Source organism: Burkholderia sp. BCC1977, from assembly GCF_905339595.1.
Taxonomy (GTDB): domain Bacteria; phylum Pseudomonadota; class Gammaproteobacteria; order Burkholderiales; family Burkholderiaceae; genus Burkholderia.
Window position 1 is genome coordinate 1 of sequence record NZ_CAJPGQ010000035.1, and the last position, 17,920, is coordinate 17,920.

General features: G+C 68.3%; 14 protein-coding genes. 10 read left to right on the forward strand and 4 right to left on the reverse strand.

Annotated elements, in window-relative coordinates; genetic code table 11:
• Positions 1-289 precede the first annotated feature (289 nt).
• Complete coding sequence (locus tag U5771_RS25010; protein WP_322026441.1) at positions 290-1,678, reverse strand: MFS transporter; 1,389 nt, start codon at positions 1,676-1,678, stop codon at positions 290-292.
• Positions 1,679-2,008: 330 nt separating this feature from the next.
• Between U5771_RS25010 and treA the strand changes: the two genes are divergently transcribed.
• Positions 2,009-3,730: an alpha,alpha-trehalase TreA gene (gene treA / locus U5771_RS25015; protein WP_322026442.1), complete on the forward strand. Its 1,722-nt coding sequence runs from the start codon at positions 2,009-2,011 to the stop codon at positions 3,728-3,730.
• Positions 3,731-3,821: 91 nt separating this feature from the next.
• Here treA and U5771_RS25020 read toward each other — a convergent pair whose 3' ends face one another.
• Complete coding sequence (locus tag U5771_RS25020; RefSeq protein WP_322026443.1) at positions 3,822-5,312, reverse strand: carbohydrate porin; 1,491 nt, start codon at positions 5,310-5,312, stop codon at positions 3,822-3,824.
• Positions 5,313-5,423: 111 nt separating this feature from the next.
• Positions 5,424-5,693: a hypothetical protein gene (locus U5771_RS25025; RefSeq protein WP_322026444.1), complete on the reverse strand. Its 270-nt coding sequence runs from the start codon at positions 5,691-5,693 to the stop codon at positions 5,424-5,426.
• A gap of 1,066 nt (positions 5,694-6,759) precedes the next feature.
• Between U5771_RS25025 and U5771_RS25030 the strand changes: the two genes are divergently transcribed.
• Positions 6,760-6,897 (forward strand): hypothetical protein, encoded by a 138-nt coding sequence (locus tag U5771_RS25030; protein WP_322026445.1) that lies wholly within the window; start codon positions 6,760-6,762, stop codon positions 6,895-6,897.
• Positions 6,898-7,004: 107 nt separating this feature from the next.
• Positions 7,005-8,651: an Nramp family divalent metal transporter gene (locus tag U5771_RS25035; RefSeq protein WP_322026446.1), complete on the forward strand. Its 1,647-nt coding sequence runs from the start codon at positions 7,005-7,007 to the stop codon at positions 8,649-8,651.
• Between the two features lie 107 nt (positions 8,652-8,758).
• On the opposite strand, the gene U5771_RS25040 is transcribed toward U5771_RS25035, so the two are convergent.
• Positions 8,759-9,664, reverse strand: a complete 906-nt coding sequence (locus U5771_RS25040) for a helix-turn-helix transcriptional regulator (protein WP_322026447.1) — start codon at positions 9,662-9,664, stop codon at positions 8,759-8,761.
• Positions 9,665-9,944: 280 nt separating this feature from the next.
• On the opposite strand from U5771_RS25040, the gene U5771_RS25045 reads away from it, so the two are divergent.
• The 7 genes from U5771_RS25045 to U5771_RS25075 all read left to right on the forward strand — a co-directional run bounded on the left by U5771_RS25045 (position 9,945) and on the right by U5771_RS25075 (position 17,869).
• Positions 9,945-10,778 carry a helix-turn-helix transcriptional regulator gene (locus U5771_RS25045; RefSeq protein ID WP_322026448.1) on the forward strand — a complete coding sequence of 278 codons (834 nt, stop codon included), beginning with the start codon at positions 9,945-9,947 and terminating at the stop codon, positions 10,776-10,778.
• Positions 10,779-11,016: 238 nt separating this feature from the next.
• Positions 11,017-13,230, forward strand: a complete 2,214-nt coding sequence (gene sctV / locus U5771_RS25050) for a type III secretion system export apparatus subunit SctV (RefSeq protein ID WP_322026449.1) — start codon at positions 11,017-11,019, stop codon at positions 13,228-13,230.
• The gene (sctS, locus tag U5771_RS25055; RefSeq protein ID WP_006751731.1) at positions 13,227-13,505 is read left to right on the forward strand and encodes a type III secretion system export apparatus subunit SctS; all 279 of its coding nucleotides are present in this window, start codon (positions 13,227-13,229) and stop codon (positions 13,503-13,505) included. The genes sctV and sctS overlap by 4 nt, the downstream gene beginning before the upstream one ends.
• On the forward strand, positions 13,505-15,553 hold the full coding sequence (sctC, locus tag U5771_RS25060) for a type III secretion system outer membrane ring subunit SctC (protein ID WP_322026450.1): 2,049 nt from the start codon (positions 13,505-13,507) through the stop codon (positions 15,551-15,553). The genes sctS and sctC overlap by 1 nt, the downstream gene beginning before the upstream one ends.
• A complete protein-coding gene (sctD, locus tag U5771_RS25065; protein WP_322026451.1) occupies positions 15,534-16,901 on the forward strand; it encodes a type III secretion system inner membrane ring subunit SctD in 1,368 nt (455 codons plus the stop codon). Before sctC ends, sctD begins: the two co-directional genes overlap by 20 nt.
• 151 nt (positions 16,902-17,052) lie before the next feature.
• Positions 17,053-17,262 carry a hypothetical protein gene (locus U5771_RS25070; protein ID WP_059468365.1) on the forward strand — a complete coding sequence of 70 codons (210 nt, stop codon included), beginning with the start codon at positions 17,053-17,055 and terminating at the stop codon, positions 17,260-17,262.
• 124 nt (positions 17,263-17,386) lie between these two features.
• On the forward strand, positions 17,387-17,869 hold the full coding sequence (locus U5771_RS25075; RefSeq protein WP_322026452.1) for a hypothetical protein: 483 nt from the start codon (positions 17,387-17,389) through the stop codon (positions 17,867-17,869).
• The last annotated feature ends 51 nt before the right edge of the window (positions 17,870-17,920 follow it).

Sequence of the window (17,920 nt, forward strand, 5' to 3'; positions counted from 1 at the left end):
CGCGCACGCGACGCGTCTGACAATGGTTGACAGATGCGCGGCGCGACTTTCCCTATAGTGCAGTCATGGCGCGACGAAACACGCGCGCAATGATTCGGCTTCCGACGCACATATGTCCATGGCACGCAGGAAGCAGATCCGGGATTCTCAACCCCCAACGAGAGACCCGTAGCCCTGAGCGGACATCCATGCGGCTGTGCACCGGCCCCGTGTGGATGTCCGCTGATTTTTTTTGTAGTCCGATTTTTCCGCCGCCTGCCTGTTCCCCGCCAGCCCGTTCATTGCCGCTTCATTGCCGCCTGCCGCGCGCGACGTCGTCGCCGGCGCCGGGCGGCAGCCGCCGCGTGATCGGAATCGACGCGAACGAACACAGCCCGACCACCACGAACGCGGGCCAGAAATCCGACCACACCATCGTCTGATGCCCCTGCAGCCAGTGCGACACGTGCAGCACGAGGCCGGCGACCGTCACGCCGAGCCCGAGGGACATCTGCTGCACGACGCTGCCGAGGCTCGTCGCGCGGCCTGCATCGGCCTGCGAAATATCTGCGTAGATCATCGAATTCAGGCTCGTGAACTGCAGCGCGGGGAAGATGCCGCCGACCAGCACGATCGTCCAGATCGCCCAGGTCGCCATGCCGGGATGGAACACGCCGTAGGCGGCGATCGCGAGCCCGGCGAACGCGGCGTTGTAGATCAGCACCGTGCGAAAGCCGAAGCGGCGCAGCGTATGGGTGGCCGTCGAGCGGCTCACCGCGCCGCCGAGTGCGGACGCGCAGGTGATCAGCCCCGAGTGGAATGCGCTCATCCCGAGGCCTTCCTGCAGCGCGAGCGGCAGCAGGAACGGCACCGCGCCGAGGCCGATGCGGAACAGCGAGCCGCCGACCACGCTCGCGTGGTAGGTCGGGATCTTCAGGAAACTGAGGTCGAGCACCGGACGCGCCTTGCGGCGCGCGTACGGCACGTAGAGCGCGAGCATCGCCGCGCCGGCCGCGCACATCAGGATCGCGTTGCCGCGCGACGTGAGCGAGCCGTCGATCAGCGTGAGGCCCATCAGCAGCAGCGCGGCGCCGCTCGCCGACAGCAGGAAGCCGAACCAGTCGAGCGGGCCGGGATCGGCCTCGTGCGTGTTCGCGATGTGCTTGCTCGCGAGGTAGATCCCGTAGATGCCGATCGGCACGTTGATGAAGAAGATCATCCGCCAGTGCAGGTAGGTCGTGATGAAGCCGCCGACGAGCGGCCCGACCGTCGGCCCGAACAGCGCGGGAATCGCGAGGTAGTTCATCGCGCGCACGAGATCGGAGCGCGGCACCGCGCGGAAGATGATGATCCGGCCGACCGGCACCATCATCGCGCCGCCGACGCCCTGCACGAAGCGCGCGAACGTGAGCACGCCGAGGGAGTTGGAGGCCGCGCACATCAGCGAGCCGGCGACGAAGATGCCGATCGCGGTACGGAAGACGGCGCGCGCGCTGAAGCGGTCGGCCAGCCATCCGCAAATCGGGATGAAGACGCCGAGGCCGACCACGTAGGCCGTGATCGCAATGTTCAGTGTGACGGGATTGTGCCCGAAGTCCCTCGCCATCGCGGGCAGCGCGGTGACGATGATGTTCGCGTCGACGCTTTCCATGAACAACGCACAGGCAACGATGAGCGGTGCTAGAAAGACGGGCGACATGGGCAGGGCGCGCGGTAAAGGCGCCATTATGCCCACAATGTGGTCGTTGCGTCACGCGAGACAACGCTTGTTCCGCATGTTGCAACAGTCGTTCCTGTTAGCGCATGTGAAAGAAGAGACGACCGGGTTGCCGGGCGCGGCCCATGACATGACACATGACGTGCGTCTCCCGGCCCGGCCGCGAAACTTGCGTGCGATGCGCGTTTCGTGCGAAAGTCGGCACTCATCTGTGGAATACAACGACGCGCATCGATCGACGGCCATCGAGACGAGCGCCCGCGCGAACGAGACCCCTGCGATCCACTCACCATCGAAAGGAGGGGACACGTCATGACGTCACGTCGTGCCGCATCGACCGCATCACATTCCGCATCACATTCCGTATCGCATCCGTCCGCGCCGCGTCTGCGCTGGGCCGCCGTCCTCGCCGTCGCTTACCTCGCCGTCGCCGGTTGCGCCGCACAGGCCGACAGTGCGAATCAGGCCGCGTTGCAGGCGGCCAGCCAGTCCGCCGCGCCTGCCACGGCGACGCTCGCGAGTCCGGCTTCCGGCACGCTGCTGCCGCCGCCGAGCCAGCTCTATGGCGACCTGTTCGTCGCGGTGCAGACGGCACAGCTCTACCCCGACCAGAAAACCTTCGTCGATGCGACGCCCGATACCGATCCCGCGACGATCGTGCAGTTGTATCGGCAACAGAAGTCGCAGCCGGGTTTCTCGCTGAAGGCGTTCGTCGACCAGCACTTCACGCCGCCGCCGGAAGGTGGGGTCACGCCGCCCGCGAACCAGACGCTGCGCCAGCACATCGACTGGCTGTGGCCGCAGCTCACGCGCACCAGTGCGACGGTGCCGCCGTACAGCTCGCTGATTCCGATGCCGAAGCCGTACGTGGTGCCGGGCGGCCGCTTCCGCGAAGGCTATTACTGGGATACCTATTTCACGATGCTCGGGCTGCAGGTGTCGGGGCGCGAGGATCTCGTCGACGACATGCTCGACAACTTCGCGCATCTGATCGACACGATCGGCCACATCCCGAACGGCAACCGCACCTACTACGCGAGCCGCTCGCAGCCGCCGTTCTTCGCATACATGGTCACGCTCGCCGCGCAGGCCGAAGGCGACAAGGTCTACCAGAAGTACCTGCCGGCGCTGCGCAAGGAGCATGCGTACTGGATGCAGGGCGAAACCGCGACGCCGCGCGGGCAGGCCGCGCGCCACGTGGTCGCGATGCCGGACGGCGCGCTGCTGAACCGCTACTGGGACGCCAGCGACACGCCGCGCGACGAGTCGTATCTCGAGGACGTGACGACCGCGAAGGCCGTGCCGGATCGCCCCGCGAACGAGGTGTACCGCGACCTGCGCGCAGGCGCCGAAAGCGGCTGGGACTACAGCTCGCGCTGGTTCGGCGACGGCAGGACGCTCGCGACGATCCGCACGACGTCGATCGTGCCGGTCGATCTGAACAGCCTGATGTTCCATCTCGAGACGACGATCGTGAAGGGCTGCACGGTCACGCGCGACTTCGCGTGCGTCGCGGACTTTTCCGGACGGGCCGCGCGGCGTGCGGCCGCGATCAACCGCTATCTGTGGAACCGTCGCGGTTATTACGGCGACTACGACTGGCAGTTGCGCAAGCCGCGCGACGGCGTGACGGCCGCCGCGCTGTATCCGCTGTTCGCGGGTGTCGCGTGGCCCGAGCGCGCGAAGGCGACCGCGCGCGAGGTACGCAAGACGCTGCTGCAGCCGGGCGGCCTCGCGACGACGACCGAGAACACGGGCCAGCAGTGGGATGCGCCGAACGGCTGGGCGCCGCTGCAGTGGATCGCGCTCGACGGGCTGCGCCGCTATGGCGAGCCGGCGCTCGCGAAGGACATCGGCACGCGCTTCCTGTCCGACGTGAAGCATGTGTATGCAACCGAAGGCAAGCTCGTCGAGAAGTACGTGGTCGAGGGCGCCGGCGCGGGCGGCGGCGGGGGCGGCGAATATCCGCTGCAGGACGGCTTCGGCTGGACCAACGGCGTCACGCTGAAACTGCTCGGGCTGTACGGCGAGTGACGCGCGGCGTGCGTTGCACGCAGGCACGTGAACGAGCACGGGCCGGATCGCCGCGCGAGCGGCAGTCCGGCCCGTGTCGCATGCGCGGGTGTCAGAACGTGATCGTCGTGCGCACGCCGACCACCGTTTCGTCGCCGATGCGCGCGCCGGCCGCGTTCGGGTTCGGAATGCCGCCGCCCGGCCGGAAGAAGTGCTGCAGGTCGGCCTGCAATTGCCACCACGGCGTGACCTGGTACTGGTAGGTCGCCTCGATCACCGTTTCCGCACGGCGCACCGGATAGCCGGGTGTCGTATACGTGCCGGTGTCGCCGTCGAGCGCCCGTGCATGCGAGCCGATCTTCGTGTAACCGACCGCGATGCCGGCCGTATCGTTGTCGCGGCCCTTGAACGGCGCCTTGAGCGTCACGCCCGCATTCGCCGCGAAATCGACGACGTTACGATCGCCCGGCGCGCCCATCACGCGCGCGAACACGCCGACCGAGCGCGGGCTGTCCGCCGACGGCCGCCATACCATCTGATCCGCGACCGCATAGAAACCGTAGTTGCCGCGGTGCGTGGCGGGCATCCCGTTGCTGGCCGGATTCGCGAGCGACAGCCCGTCGGTGCCGATGCGCGGATCGTTCGCGTGCTGCGACTGATACCAGAAGCCGAGCTTGTACGTGCCCGGCAGGCCGGCCGGTTGCGGGGCCTTCGGATCGGCGGGCGATGCGTTCAGCGCGTACTGGAGTTCGCCGATCACGAATGCGCCGCTGCGCAGGTTGAAGTTGGTGCCGTGCGCATTCAGCGCCTGCGGGTCGCCGTCGCTGCGGCCGGCCGGGTTGCCGTCGAACACGCCGACCATCGCGGTCCACGCGTCGGCCGGCTTCACGCGCAGCCGCACGCCGAGCGACGACAGCGGATACGCGGGGCCGCCGGCGGGCAGGTCGGCCGCCGGCAGCACGGGCCAGCCGAACGTCGCGTTCATGAACGTCGCCGCGTACTGGCTCACCATGAATTCCTGGTCGACGCTCTGCTGGCCGACCTTCACGTCGGCCTTGCCGTCGAGGAACGCCTGCTGGTACCAGAGCTCCCACAGCCGCGTGGTCGAATTCGCCTCGATGCCGGTCGCGGTCTGCAGCGTCTGCAAATAACGCTGCGTGAGGTTGGTGCCGTGGATCTGCAGCGCTGACACGTTGAAGGTGCCGCCCGGCAGCCCGATCGCCTTCTCCGTATCGACGTTGAAGCCGAATTGCGTGAGGCCCTGATAGGCGCCGCCGCGCTGCGTGCCGCCCGCGGCGTTGTACAGGTATTCGCTGGTTTCCTGCAGGTTCAGCGTGACGCCATGATCGCCGAGCACGTCGCGCAGGCCGCCCATGTTGCCGAACAGGTTCGAGCGCTCCCAGAAACCGGTGGGAGCGGGCGCGGCAGCATCGGCGGCCTGGGCGGGAGCGGCGGCAGCGTCGCTGGCGCCGGCCGCCGGTTCGGCCGCGGCGGCCGGCGTCGACGACTGCGCGAACGCGGGCGCGGCGGCGAGCGACAGCAGCAGCGTCGCGAGCGCGTCGAGGCGTGGTTTGCGCAGCGCGGGTTCGAAACGATTCTTCATGTTGGCTCCGTTGTTTGATTGATTAGTTAGGCTGAAGAAGGGGTGGTGTGAGGCGATGGCACGGGGGCGGGCGGTGCGTGGGCGCATCGCTGCTCCGCGCCGCGCCGCCGGTTACGGCAGCCAGCCGCCGATCCGCCATACCTGCGCGAAGCCGAGGCGTGACGCGGCCGTGCAGAGCAGCGCGACGAGCGCGACGGCGGCCGCCATCGCACCGGCCAGCATCCAGTCGAGCGGGCGCGGTGCCGTCGGCAGGTGCGCGAGCGCGCTGCCGCGCCAGTTGCCGAACGTGTGGACGAGCGGCGAAAAGGCCGAAACGAACGCGCGGTCGCACGCGACGTGAGCGAGACGCTTGAGTCTGACCGCGAACGATTGAAAGAACATGACGACCCTCCGTCCGGTCCGGCGCATGCCGGACGACGTGATCGAACGCGGGGGCATGACGCGACCTGCGATCGGCGATTGGAACGTAACGGAGCGTGCGACGGACGAACCGGCGATGCCGGCCCGGGGGCGCGCGCTAACCCGGCGAATGCGAGCTAGCGGCGAATGACATGCGTCTGGCTGCTATCTCGCGATGGCTTGGCCGGCCTGGACCGGCATCGAACTGCAACTGGAGCATGTGTCCACGGAGGGACTCCCGTGATGAATTGGGGCGGATTGTAGTCGGGAGCTTTGCTGCGGTGCAAGCAAAAAAGCGGCGGCGTTGCGCATATCGCACCGGCGGCGCCACCGCGCCGCAGGCCGCCCGATGCCCGCTACGACCGCCCGCCGGCGGCGCGCGGCGACTGTTGTTCGCACGCATCGGCGGCGCAAGCCCGCCGGCGCGTTGAAAGGTTGCGGCGCGTCATTGCGGGCGCGAATCTTTCAGTGGGCGGATAGCGGAAAAAATATTCCCCGGAGGACGCTTCAAAGGGTTGACTTCCGTTTCGGCCGGTCCATAGAATCCGCCATCTTCACTCTTGGGGCCGCCGCCTTGGACGCCTGCAGTAGTCGATCTTCGAACGAAGTTTCCGCCTGAGCGACCGACGTCCGCGCCTCATCGAAGCCGCCGTTTGTCATCCAGGCAAACGGTGCGCGCAGCAGTATTCCGCAGTAACCCCCTACGTGCACCCTGATTCGCGCCGGTCAGCGTGATGCGTTCGCGCATGCGCCGTCCGGTTTCGCCGCCGCCCGGCGCGCGGCCGCGTTCGCGCATGCGTTTCGCATGCACCCGAACGGCGGCCCGCTCTCCGTGCGGCGGTCAATCGTGTTCTCCGGAACACCGCACAGGAGCCGCCATGAACGACAGTGACAGTTGTCCCTTATGCCCGTTGCACCAACAGACCCTTTTGAACCCGGGTCGCAGGGACACTCCGGCCGACTAGCCTGACACGTCGTTCAGGCCCCGGACTGGCCCCGCGCCCACCACGCGGCCGGCGCGCATGCCGTCGCCGCCAGGAGCCAGACCATGAACTTCGGCCTTCTGCTGTCGAATCTTCCGCACGTCACGGAATCGCGTCCGCACTACGACGCGATGCTGATGCTCGACGCCCGTCCTCGGGTGTTCTCCCGTTTGTTCGCCCGGTTGAAATCGCTGCTCGACTGAACCGAAACGCCGAGCGCGTCTCGGCATGCGCGCACGGACACCGTCCGCGTGCGTATTCCAAGACCACACGCTTGCCGGATAAAAAAACCAGCCGTACGGAATTCATCATGTCCACGCCATCCAACGTCTCTCCACCGATCGCCGTCGAACGCAGCGCCGTGCTCGACGAAGCCCACCTGGGCGACATTCGCGGTGCGCTCGGCACCATCGCGCATCACGACACCGCCGCACGCGGCACGTGGTGGGCGCGCCTGCGCACGCTGCTGGCGATCATCGGCCCCGGCCTGATCGTGATGGTCGGCGACAACGACGCCGGCGCATTCGGCACGTATACGCAGGCCGGCCAGAACTACGGGACGACGCTGCTGTGGACGCTGCTGCTGCTCGTGCCGGTGCTGTACGTGAACCAGGAAATGGTGCTGCGCCTCGGCGCGGTCACGGGCGTCGGTCATGCGCGCCTGATCTTCGAGCGCTTCGGCAAGTTCTGGGGCGCGTTCAGCGTGATCGACCTGTTCCTGCTCAATGCGCTGACGATCGTCACCGAGTTCATCGGCATCACGTTCGTGCTGGCTTTCTTCGGGCTCCCGAAGGTCGCGGGCGTGTGCGTGGCGGCCGCGCTGACGATGGCGGCGGTGAGTACCGGCGACTTCAGGCGCTTCGAGCGGTTCGCGATCGTGCTGTGCGTGCTGAGCCTGCTGCTCGTGCCGGTGCTCGTGTCGATCCACCCGCCGGTGGCGCAGATGTCGCGCGACTTCTTCGTGCCGAACTGGCCCGCGCACGCGAAGCTGTCCGACGTGATGCTGCTGGTGATCGGCATCGTCGGCACGACGGTCGCGCCATGGCAGCTGTTCTTCCAGCAGAGCTACGTGATCGACAAGCGCATCACGCCGCGCTTCATGAAGTACGAGAAGGTCGACCTGTGGATCGGCATCGCGTTCGTGCTGATCGGCGCGGTCGCGATGATCGGCTTCAGCGCCGCGCTGTTCGGCGGCCATCCGGAAGCGGGCGGCTTTACCGACGCGGGCGGCGTGATCGCGGGCCTCGAGCAGTATGCGGGTCGCACGAGCGCGACGCTGTTCGCGGTCGCGCTGCTCGACGCGTGCATCATCGGCGCGGCGGCGGTGTCGCTGTCGACCGCGTACGCGATCGGCGACGTGTTCAAGATTCGTCATTCGCTGCATCGCGGCGTGTCCGATGCGAAGGGCTTCTATCTCGTCTACTTCGCGATCGTCGCGGCCGCTGCCGCGCTGGTGCTGATCCCGGGCAGCCCGCTCGGCCTGCTGACCGAAGCGGTGCAGACGCTCGCGGGCGTGCTGCTGCCGAGCGCGACGGTGTTCCTGCTCGTGCTGTGCAACGATCGCCAGGTGCTCGGCCCGTGGGTCAACTCGACGAAGCTCAACATCTTCACGGGCGCGGTGATCTGGGTGCTCGTGCTGCTGTCGATCATCCTGACCGCGTCGGTGATGTATCCGGACATCAGCGGAGAAGCGATCGTCGACGTGCTGGTCGGCGGCACGGTGCTCGCGATTGCCGGTTATCTCGCGACGGTGCTGATCCGCCGCAACAAGCGCGTCGTCGAGCCGGGCATCGATCGCGCGCTGCGCGCCACGTGGCGCATGCCGCCGCTCGACACGCTCGAGCCGCAGAACATGACGGTCGCGACGCGCGTCTGGATGGCCGTGCTGCGCGGCTATCTGGTGATCGCGGTCGGTCTCGTGATCGTCAAGGTCGTGCAGATGACGCTGCTGAAATAACGGCGCGTTTGCCAGGAAGCGGCGCCGGACCCGGCACCGCGCCGCAACCCGCACATGCCGGCCCGCGAGGCCGGCATGTGCGTTTACGCGGGTTCGTCGCGCGCGCGTCAGATCAGTTCGAGCTTCGACGTCAGGTACGTGAGCTGGATCCGGTTCGCGACGCCGAAGCGCTTGCGCAGCTTGCGCAGGTGATAGTCGACGTTGTGCGCGCTGGTGTCGAGGCGCCGGCCGATCTCCTTGTCGGATGCACCTTCCGCGATGCCCAGCAGCAGTTCCTGCTCGAACGGCGTGAGCCCGTTCACCGCGCGTTCGCGCGACGTCGCGATCAGTTGCGGCGACGCGAACTTGTGCACCGACAGCCCGATCGACAGCGCCTGCTCGATCGTCGCCGGCGTGATCCATTCGCGCGTGCGGCGCGGGGCGGTGAAGCTCATGAACGCGTGCAGCCGCGTGCCGGGCACGGCCATCGAATACATGATGCCGCTGCACATCCCGTCGTCCTGCATCGTCCGCAGGAAGCCGTCGAGCGCGGCCGGCGTCACGCACGGGCCGCCGTCGCGCTCGCGATGTTCGCGGCGCAGCTGCTGCAGGTCCCACACGATCGGCATGTTGCACACGCGCGCGTCGAGCGTGCGCGGATCGATGTCGTGATGGTTGTGCCGCACGTAGTCGCCGCGATAGGTGGCCGGCGTGAACGCCTCGTGCAGGTAGAGACTTTCGACGCGCTCCCGCGAGAATTCGAGCGCGAAATACGCGAACGTCGAGAAGCCCGTCAGGTGCAGCAGGCTGGCGACGATCCGGTTGCGTTCGGCCGTGCTCTGCGCGTGCGCGAGCGTATCGGCGACGCCGAGCTTCGGCGCGTGCGGCTGCGCGATGTCGCCGCGCTTGACGTCGTCGCACCAGACGACCTGCACCGGGCGCTCTCTCGACGCGTCGGTGCAGGCGGCCGTCCGCCGGGGCGGACGGGACAAGGTTCGGGCGACCGCTTCTTCTTGCAATGCAATATCGGACATGAGCCATCCCTCGGAATCGACGCGCATCGCGTCGCGGCAGCCGTGTCGTGCACGGCGCTCGCGACGAGGCGGTCGAGCATCTTTATGATATGCGCCGATCGTCATCCAGACGAAACGCGGGGGCATTGTACAAAAATGCCTGTGTGCGCGTAATATGCCGTAATACTAATTCGGGCGAAAGGTTCATATTCGCGCCGATATAGCGACGACCAGAAAATCATAAAGAAAAGACCAAATCGTGACGGGGCAGGTTCACATATTGGGAAGGGGTGGGCTCCTCATGACATATGCTGACGGCGCGCCACGCGTCGAGTGGTTCTCGCAAGCCGATATCGCGGCCGCTGCCGCTTATTCGAAAGAAATTCATGCGTTCGAGCGCGACGTTTTTACCGGCATTCAAATTGCGCCCGGTAAATCCGACTCGACTCCCGTCGATTTCGCCCAATGCCATGCGCGATTGCGGCAAATCGGTTTCAGCACGCTCGGCTACGGTGCATACGAGATGATCGGGCGGCGCATCCTGTGCGCGCATCTGCTGCGCGACCTCGCGCCCGCGACGTTCATGCAGCCGTATATCGAGGGCATGCTCTACGAGAGCGACCCGCGTTTCGCGCAGGTGCGGCAGAGCGGCTTCCCGGTCGCGTGGCGGCTCGACGAGATCGAGTCGGCCGCGCAGGGCAGCGGCGACCGCAAGGTGCTCGCGCTGGCCGGCCATCTGCGTGCGCATGCGATGAACAGCGGGGTAATCTTCAGCCTGTCGGCGCCGCGGCTCGACCTGCGCGTCGCGGTGAACGTGACGTCGGAAGCCCACGGCACCGAGTGGATCGACGATCGCGTGATCGGCGGCGCGCTGTCGGTGAGCCTCGCCGTGCATCGCGTCGCGCTGCCGTTTCTCGAGGCGCGCATCGCGCGCATGCGCGGCTTCTCGCTCGGCGACGAGCAGCAGCAGGTGCTCGAGCGCCTCGTGCACGGGCTGTCCGACCAGGAGATCGCGAGCGCGCTGCGCACGTCGCTGCACAAGGTCGGTCACCATATCCGTTCGCTCGAAAAACTCTTCAACGTCCAGAATCGCGCGCAGCTCGCGTATCTCGCCGCACGCCGTCTGGAGTCCTGACCCTGTTTGCCCGCGCGGCGCCCGCCGCGCGATGGAAGCGGTTCCGGCGAGGTGCGCGCGCAGGCGCCGCCGGGTTTCGTAGTCCGATCCGATCGTCACCGGAAAACTGCCGCGACGCTACGAGGCGCATCCGTTTCCATGCGGTTTCGCGTCGCTACACTCGTCCCATTCAACGGTCCGCGCGACGCGGGGCATGACGGCCCGCGCCCGCCGGCGACAACGACAGGACGACGGCACGATGGCAGAACCGAAGGCGCTCCCTCGCGACTGGCAGCGGATCTTTTCCGCCGGCCGCAGCGTGTCCGGGCGACGTCTCGGGGCATCGCCGCGCGCCGACCTGTTTCTCGCCGCGTTCATCGTGTCGGTGGTCGCGCTGTTTATCCTGCCGCTGCCGCAAGCCGCGCTCGACGGGATGATCTCGCTGAACCTCGCCGCGAGCGTCGTGCTGCTGACGGTGTCGACCTACGTGCCGTCGGCGGTCAGCTTTTCGTCGTTTCCCGCGCTGCTGCTGTTTACGACGCTGTTCCGGCTCGCGCTGAACATCGCGTCGTGCAAGCTGATCCTGCTGCACGCGAACGCGGGCCACGTGATCGACGCATTCGGCCGGCTCGTGGTCGGCAACAACGTCGTGGTCGGCGGCGTGGTGTTCCTCGTGATCGCCGTCGTGCAGTTCATCGTGATCGCGAAGGGCTCGGAGCGGGTCGCCGAAGTCGGCGCGCGCTTCTCGCTCGACGCGATGCCGGGCAAGCAGATGAGCATCGACGCGGATCTGCGCGCGGGCATCATCAGCGCGGACGAAGCGCGCGAGCGCCGCGAGAAGCTCGAACAGGAATCGCAGATGCACGGCGCGATGGATGGCGCGATGAAGTTCGTGAAGGGCGACGCGATCGCGGGCCTCGTGATCGCGTTCATCAACATCGTCGCGGGCATCGCGGTCGGCACGCTGATGCACGGGATGGATATCGGCGAGGCGCTGCAGCGCTACGCGATCCTGACGGTCGGCGACGGAATGGCGTCGCAGATCCCGTCGCTGCTGGTGTCGATCGCGGCCGGCATCGTGACGACGCGCGTCGCGACGCGCGACACGCGGCAGCGCCAGCTCGGCGAACAGCTGGGCGAGCAGCTCGGCGCGCATCCGCGCGCGCTGCTGATCGCGGCGCTGGTGCTGGCCGGCTTCCTCGTCGTGCCCGGTTTTCCGAAATGGTCGTTCGCGCTGATCGCGTTCGGCCTCGGCGCGTTCGCCTTCACGCAGTTGAAGCGCAAGACGACCGCACCGAGCTTCAACCTGATTCATATCGCGGGCCGCATCGGCGCGACCGACGACGGGCAGCCCGCGAAGGTGTCGCATGCGGCGGGTGTCACGTCGCTGATCGCGGTGTCGCTGTCGGACGACCTGCGCACGACGCTGAACCTCGCGCAGTTGCAGACCGCGCTGTCGAGCGCGAAGGCGCGCGTCGACGCGGATATCGGCACGGTGTTTCCGCGCATCACGCTGAACGACGACGAAGGGGCGGCGGCCGGCACGTACCGGATCTATCTGCAGGACGTGCTCGCCGCGCATGGCGCGCTGAAGCCGGGCTGGCTGCTGTGGGACGGCGTCGCGCCGCTGCCGGAGCGTGCGGAGCGCCAGCCGGCCGAGGCGTTCGGCCCGTTTGCCACCGCGCTGTGGATCAAGCCCGACGGCGCGGCGCCGGACGGCAAGTGGCTGACGAGCGAAGGCGCGCTCGCCGCGCACGTCGAGCAGATCGTGCGCCAGCATGCGGACGAGCTGCTCGGCATCCAGGAAACCCAGGCGCTCGTGCATCTGGTGCGCCGCGAGCACCCGGAACTCGTCGGCGAACTGACGCGGCTCGTGCCGCTGCAGCGCGTGACCGAGGTGCTGCGCCGGCTGCTTGCCGAACAGGTGCCGATCCGCAACCTGCGCGTGATCTTCGAGAGCCTGATCACGTGGGCGCCGAACGAGCCGGATGACGTGATCGCGCTGGTCGAGCTGGTGCGCGTCGACCTGCGCCGGATGATCACCGATCGTCATGCGGGCGCGACGCGGCAACTGCGCGTCGTGCTGTTCGAGCAGAACCTGCAGGAGCGGATCGAGAACGCGGTGATGCGCACGAAGCAGGGCAATTTCCTCGCGCTGTCGAGCGCGATCAAGCAGGACATCGGCGAACAGGTCCGCGCGATCGTGCAGGCCGCGACGGCGGCGCAGGCGGCCGGCTCCGGCGGTCACGGCAACCCGCAAGGCGCCGCGCGGCTCGCGGTGATGGTCGCGCTCGGCGCACGCCGCTACGTGAAGACGATCCTGCAGCCGGTGCTGCCGGAACTCGCGGTGCTGTCGTACCAGGAGGTCGAGGAGGACGTGCAGCTGCATACGGTCGGCTGGGTGAAGAACCCGCCCGACGACGGCACGCTTGGCGCGGGCGCCGGCGTGCGTGCGCCGGGCGTCGCGCAATGACGAGCTCGACGATCCTCGACCTGACCCGGCAGGCGCTGATGCTGGTGCTGCTGCTGTCGTTGCCGATCGTGCTGATCGCCACCGTCACGGGCCTCGTCGTCGCGATCCTGCAGGCCGTCACGCAGGTGCAGGACGCCAACATCGGCATCGCGGTGCGGCTGATCGCCGTGATGGTCGCGCTCGTGCTGCTGTCGGGCTGGCTCGGCAGCGAGGTGCTGCGCTTCGCGCAGCAGGCGCTGGAACGCATGTTCGTTTCTTCAACAGGAGTGCTTTGATGCGTCGACGCGTCGCCCCGATCCGGTCTCAACCGCGCCGCCTGCAACGGGCCGCGCTCGCCATGTGCGCGACCGCGCTGCTCACGGCCTCGCTGTGCATGACGGTCGCGCAGCCGGCGCGCGCGGCGGACCTGCGCTGGCGCAACAAGCCGTTCACGATCGTCGCGAACGGCAAGAAGATCGGCGACTTCATTCGCGAGCTCGCATCGTCGCAGGGCGTGACGGCCGTGGTCGACCCGAAGGTCGACGGCGTGATCAGCGGCCGCTTCTCGGGCACGCCGCAGCAGACGCTCGACACGATCTGCTCGACCTACGGGCTCACGTGGTACTACGACGGCTCGTTCCTGTACGTCGATCCGGCCGACCAGTCGCAGACGCAGATGATCCCGATCCCGCCGAACGCGGCCGGCGAGATCGGCCGCGCGCTGCAGGCGATGCAGATTCCCGACAAGCGCTACACGCTCGTGATCAACGACCGCGCGAACAGCGTGTACGTGGCCGGCCCGCGCCGCTACGTGGAGCTCGTGCGGCAGGCGGTCGGCTCGGTCGGCGATCCGTCGGCGAACGGGGCGCATGCGGACATCCGCGCGTTCCGGCTCAGGTACGGCTGGGCGTCCGACTTCACGATCAACCGCTCGGGCAAGGAAGTGACGGTGCCGGGTGTCGCGACGATCCTGCGCCGGCTGTTCGGCAAGGGCGGCGGCACGAACGAGCTGCCGTCGAGCACGCCGCTCGGGCAGGCCGCGCGTCAGGTGAAGCTCGGCTCGGGGCTGACGATCGCGGTGCCGCGGCTCGACTTCCCGGACATCTCCGGCGGCCCGCGTCAGGGCGGCTATGGCGGTGCCGACGGCGCTGCCGGCGCTGCTGGTGGTTTCTCGCCGTTCTCGAATGGCGGCGGCGACACGCTGCCGCAGATCGTCGCCGATCCGGCGATCAACGCGGTGATCGTGCGCGACCTGCCGGAGAACATGTACCGCTACCAGTCGCTGATCAACCAGCTCGACGAGCGGCCGCGCATCGTCGAGATCAACGTGACGATCATCGACATCAACGAGGATTCGCTCGACAGCCTCGGGATCGACTGGCGCCTGCACACGACGCACGGCGACGTGCAGATCGGCAACGGCCAGAACCCGCTGAACGGCAACACGCAGTTCAACGGCGCCGGCAATCCGCCGCTGACGTTCGGCGTCGGCGCGTCGGAGACGGGGCAGACCGGCACCTTCATGCCGACCGGCATCGCGCTGACCGCGTCGATCGGCGGCTCGCTGCGCAACTACCTCCTCACGCGCGTGAACGCGCTCGCGCAGAAGGGGCAGGCGCAACTGCGCTCGAAGCCGAAGGTGCTCGCGCTCGACAATACCGAGGCCATTCTCGAGAACCTCACGCAGTTCTACGTGCAGGTGCAGGGCTATCAGGATTCGTCGCTGTACAGCGTGACGACCGGCACCAGCATCAAGGTGACGCCGATGATCGTCGACGAGGCGATCCGCAACGCGGCCGCCGTCTCCGGCAATCCGCAGAGCGTGATGATGTCGATCGACATCCAGGACGGCAACATCGTGCCGGGGCAGGCCGTGTCGAACGTGCCGGTGATCCAGCAGCGCAACATCGTCACCAAGACGATGATCGACGAAGGCAAGAGCCTGCTGATCGCGGGCTTCAACGACGACGAGGTGCGGCTGAACAAGAGCGGCGTGCCGTGGCTGTCGGACATCCCGCTGATCGGCAACCTGTTCAAGTACACCGACAAGTCGGGCAACCACATGGAGCGGTTCTACCTGCTGACGCCGCGCGTGGTGACGACCGCGTCGATGTACGCGCCGGACGGCTCGCCCGTGAACCCGGGCGCGGACGGGGCGGCCGGTTCGAACGGCACGTCGATGTATCGCCCGCCGGACAACGACATCGCGGTGCCGCTCACGCCCGCGCCGCTGCCCGGCACGAAGTTCGGCCCGCCCGCGCTGCCGCCGCCGCCGAAGGATTCGGCGGCGCAGCCCGTGGCGACGACCGCAGGAGCGTCCACCCATGTCGACGACCATCATTGACCCGCACGGCGACGGCGCATTGTCCGGCGGCACGGCGGGTGGTGCCACCGGTTCGGCCGGGTCGGCCGCGCTCGCATCGCCGTGGAACCTGTGCTTCCTCAGCGGGCCGATGTACGGCCGCACGATGTCGCTCGCGCGCGGCGCGAACTGGGTCGGCACCGCGGCCGACTGCGAAGTGATCCTGCCCGATCGCGAGATCGGCGCGAAACAGGTGTGCCTGCAGGTCGGCGCGCTTGCGGTGACGGTGCAGAACCACGGCGGCGACGGCGGCGCACCGGTGCTGTTCAACGACGAGCCGCTCGGCGCCGGCCGCCGCTCGCTGACGCCGCAGGACGTCGTGACGGTCGGTTCGATCCGGCTCGGCATCGCGCGTCACGCGCAGGCAAGCGTCGCGGTGCCCGACGAGGCCGACGCGCCGGCCGCCGCGCGCGAGGCCGCGTGGCTCGGCTGGCTCACCGGCGGGCTGCGCCGTCTCGGCAGCCGGCGGCTCGTGATCGCGGTCGTCGCGCTGTGGATCGGCGTGCTGCTCGGCGCGCTCGGTTACGGCTTCGTCGCGTGGTCGGGGCGCCTGCCGTGGCAGCACGAGTCGGTGCTCGCGCGCACTCACCGGCTGCAGCAGTTGCTGCATGGGTATCCGGAACTCGCCGTCGCGCCGCGCGACGACGGCGTGATCGTGTCGGGCTACGTGAGCGATCCGGCCGGGCGGGAACGCGTCGCGCAGATCGTCGCGGGCGTCGACAACGCGGCGCTCGGCAACCTCTACGTGGTCAGCGATCTCGTCGCGACCGCGCAGACGTATTTCAGCGACACGGCGCTGACGGTCACTTATCTCGGCCGCGGCCGGATCGAACTGACGGGGGCGGCGGAGCGCGCGCAGATCGAGCCGCGCATCCGCAACTACATGAAGGATGCGCGCCCCGCGCTCGAGGTGGTCGACGACGTGCGCGACGCCGATGCCGCCGCGCCGCGCACCGCGACGACGCTCGGCGGCGTCGCGGGGATTCCGGAAATCACGACGGTATTCGCGGGCGACGGCGATCAGCGCTATATCGAGACGGCCGACGGCAGCCGCTATTTCGAGGGTGCGCGGCTGAAGGAAGGGCCGACCGTCGTGTCGATCGGCCCGGACGAAGTGGTGTTCGAACGCAACGGCCAGCGCATCACGATGCCGCTCGGCGGCGCATCCGCGAGCGTGCCCGGGCGGGCGCCGGCGCCGCCCGTGGCGCCGCTCGCGAGCGGCGCGGCGGCCGGCGTCGCGCAGCCGGTGCCGGGGCCGACGCTGTTGCCGGAGGCGCCGGCGGTACCGGCGGTTGCCGCGGCCGGCGCATCGAAGGAAGCGGCGCGCTAGCGTCGCGACAGGACCTGCGCATCGCGTGTCGCGCGGTGCGCGCATTACGCGACACGCCGCGCGCATGCGGCGCGTCACGTCGCCGGCGGGGCATGGGGCCGCCGCCGGAAGCGGGACGAAGTTCACTGACGTTTACGTAAAGGAGCGAAACATGAGTACCCCCCCGACCGGTGCCAACAACACCAACCAGGTCCAGCAACAGGCGGACGACCTGACCAAGACGCAGCTCGAACTGACGAAGATCAACTTCCAGGTCCAGCAGTCGACCGCGACGTTCGAAACCAGCAACGCAGTGACCGCGCAGGAAGGGACGGCGAACGCCCAGGTTGCGCAACACCTGAGTTCCGCCGGCCGCGCATGACGCCGGTCGCCGGCCGTGCCGCGCGACGCCAGATGCCGGAGCCGCCCGTGACGGGCGTCCGGCGGGGCGTGTGTGCGTGCCGGCCGGCTCGTTTCCGGCGCTGCCGGTCAAGGAGGACACGATCATGTCGGTAACAGGCGTAGGCGCGGCACCGCCGGGCGCGGCCGCGCTCGCGGGCGCCGTGCAGCAGGCGGGCACGGCGTCCGATCCGGCGCAGGTGCGCCAGTTCGATGCGTTGATGCAGCCGGGTGCGGCGCCGGCCGCGCCGTCGGCGTCGGGCGTCGCGATGTCGCGCGCGCCGGCCGATGCGGCGCCGGCGGTGCAGATGACGCCCGCGACACCCGCGCAGGCAAACCATGCGTCGCTCGTCGAGCGCTTGCGCACGTACGGCAACGATCTCGACACGCGGTACGCGAACATCGACAAGCATCGCACCGAGATGCTGACGTCGATGGCGGACAACCGCAGCGATCCGCTGATGACGATGGTGCAGGCGATGGATTTCCAGTGGACGGCGACCACCACGATTTCCGAATACCAGTTGAGCCTGTCGGTCGCGCAGGCGGCGAACGGCTTCACGCACACGGTGCTGAAGACGCAGGAGTAGCGAAAGCCGGTGCGTGTGCCTGAACCGGCCGCGCGCCCTGAAGCGGACAAA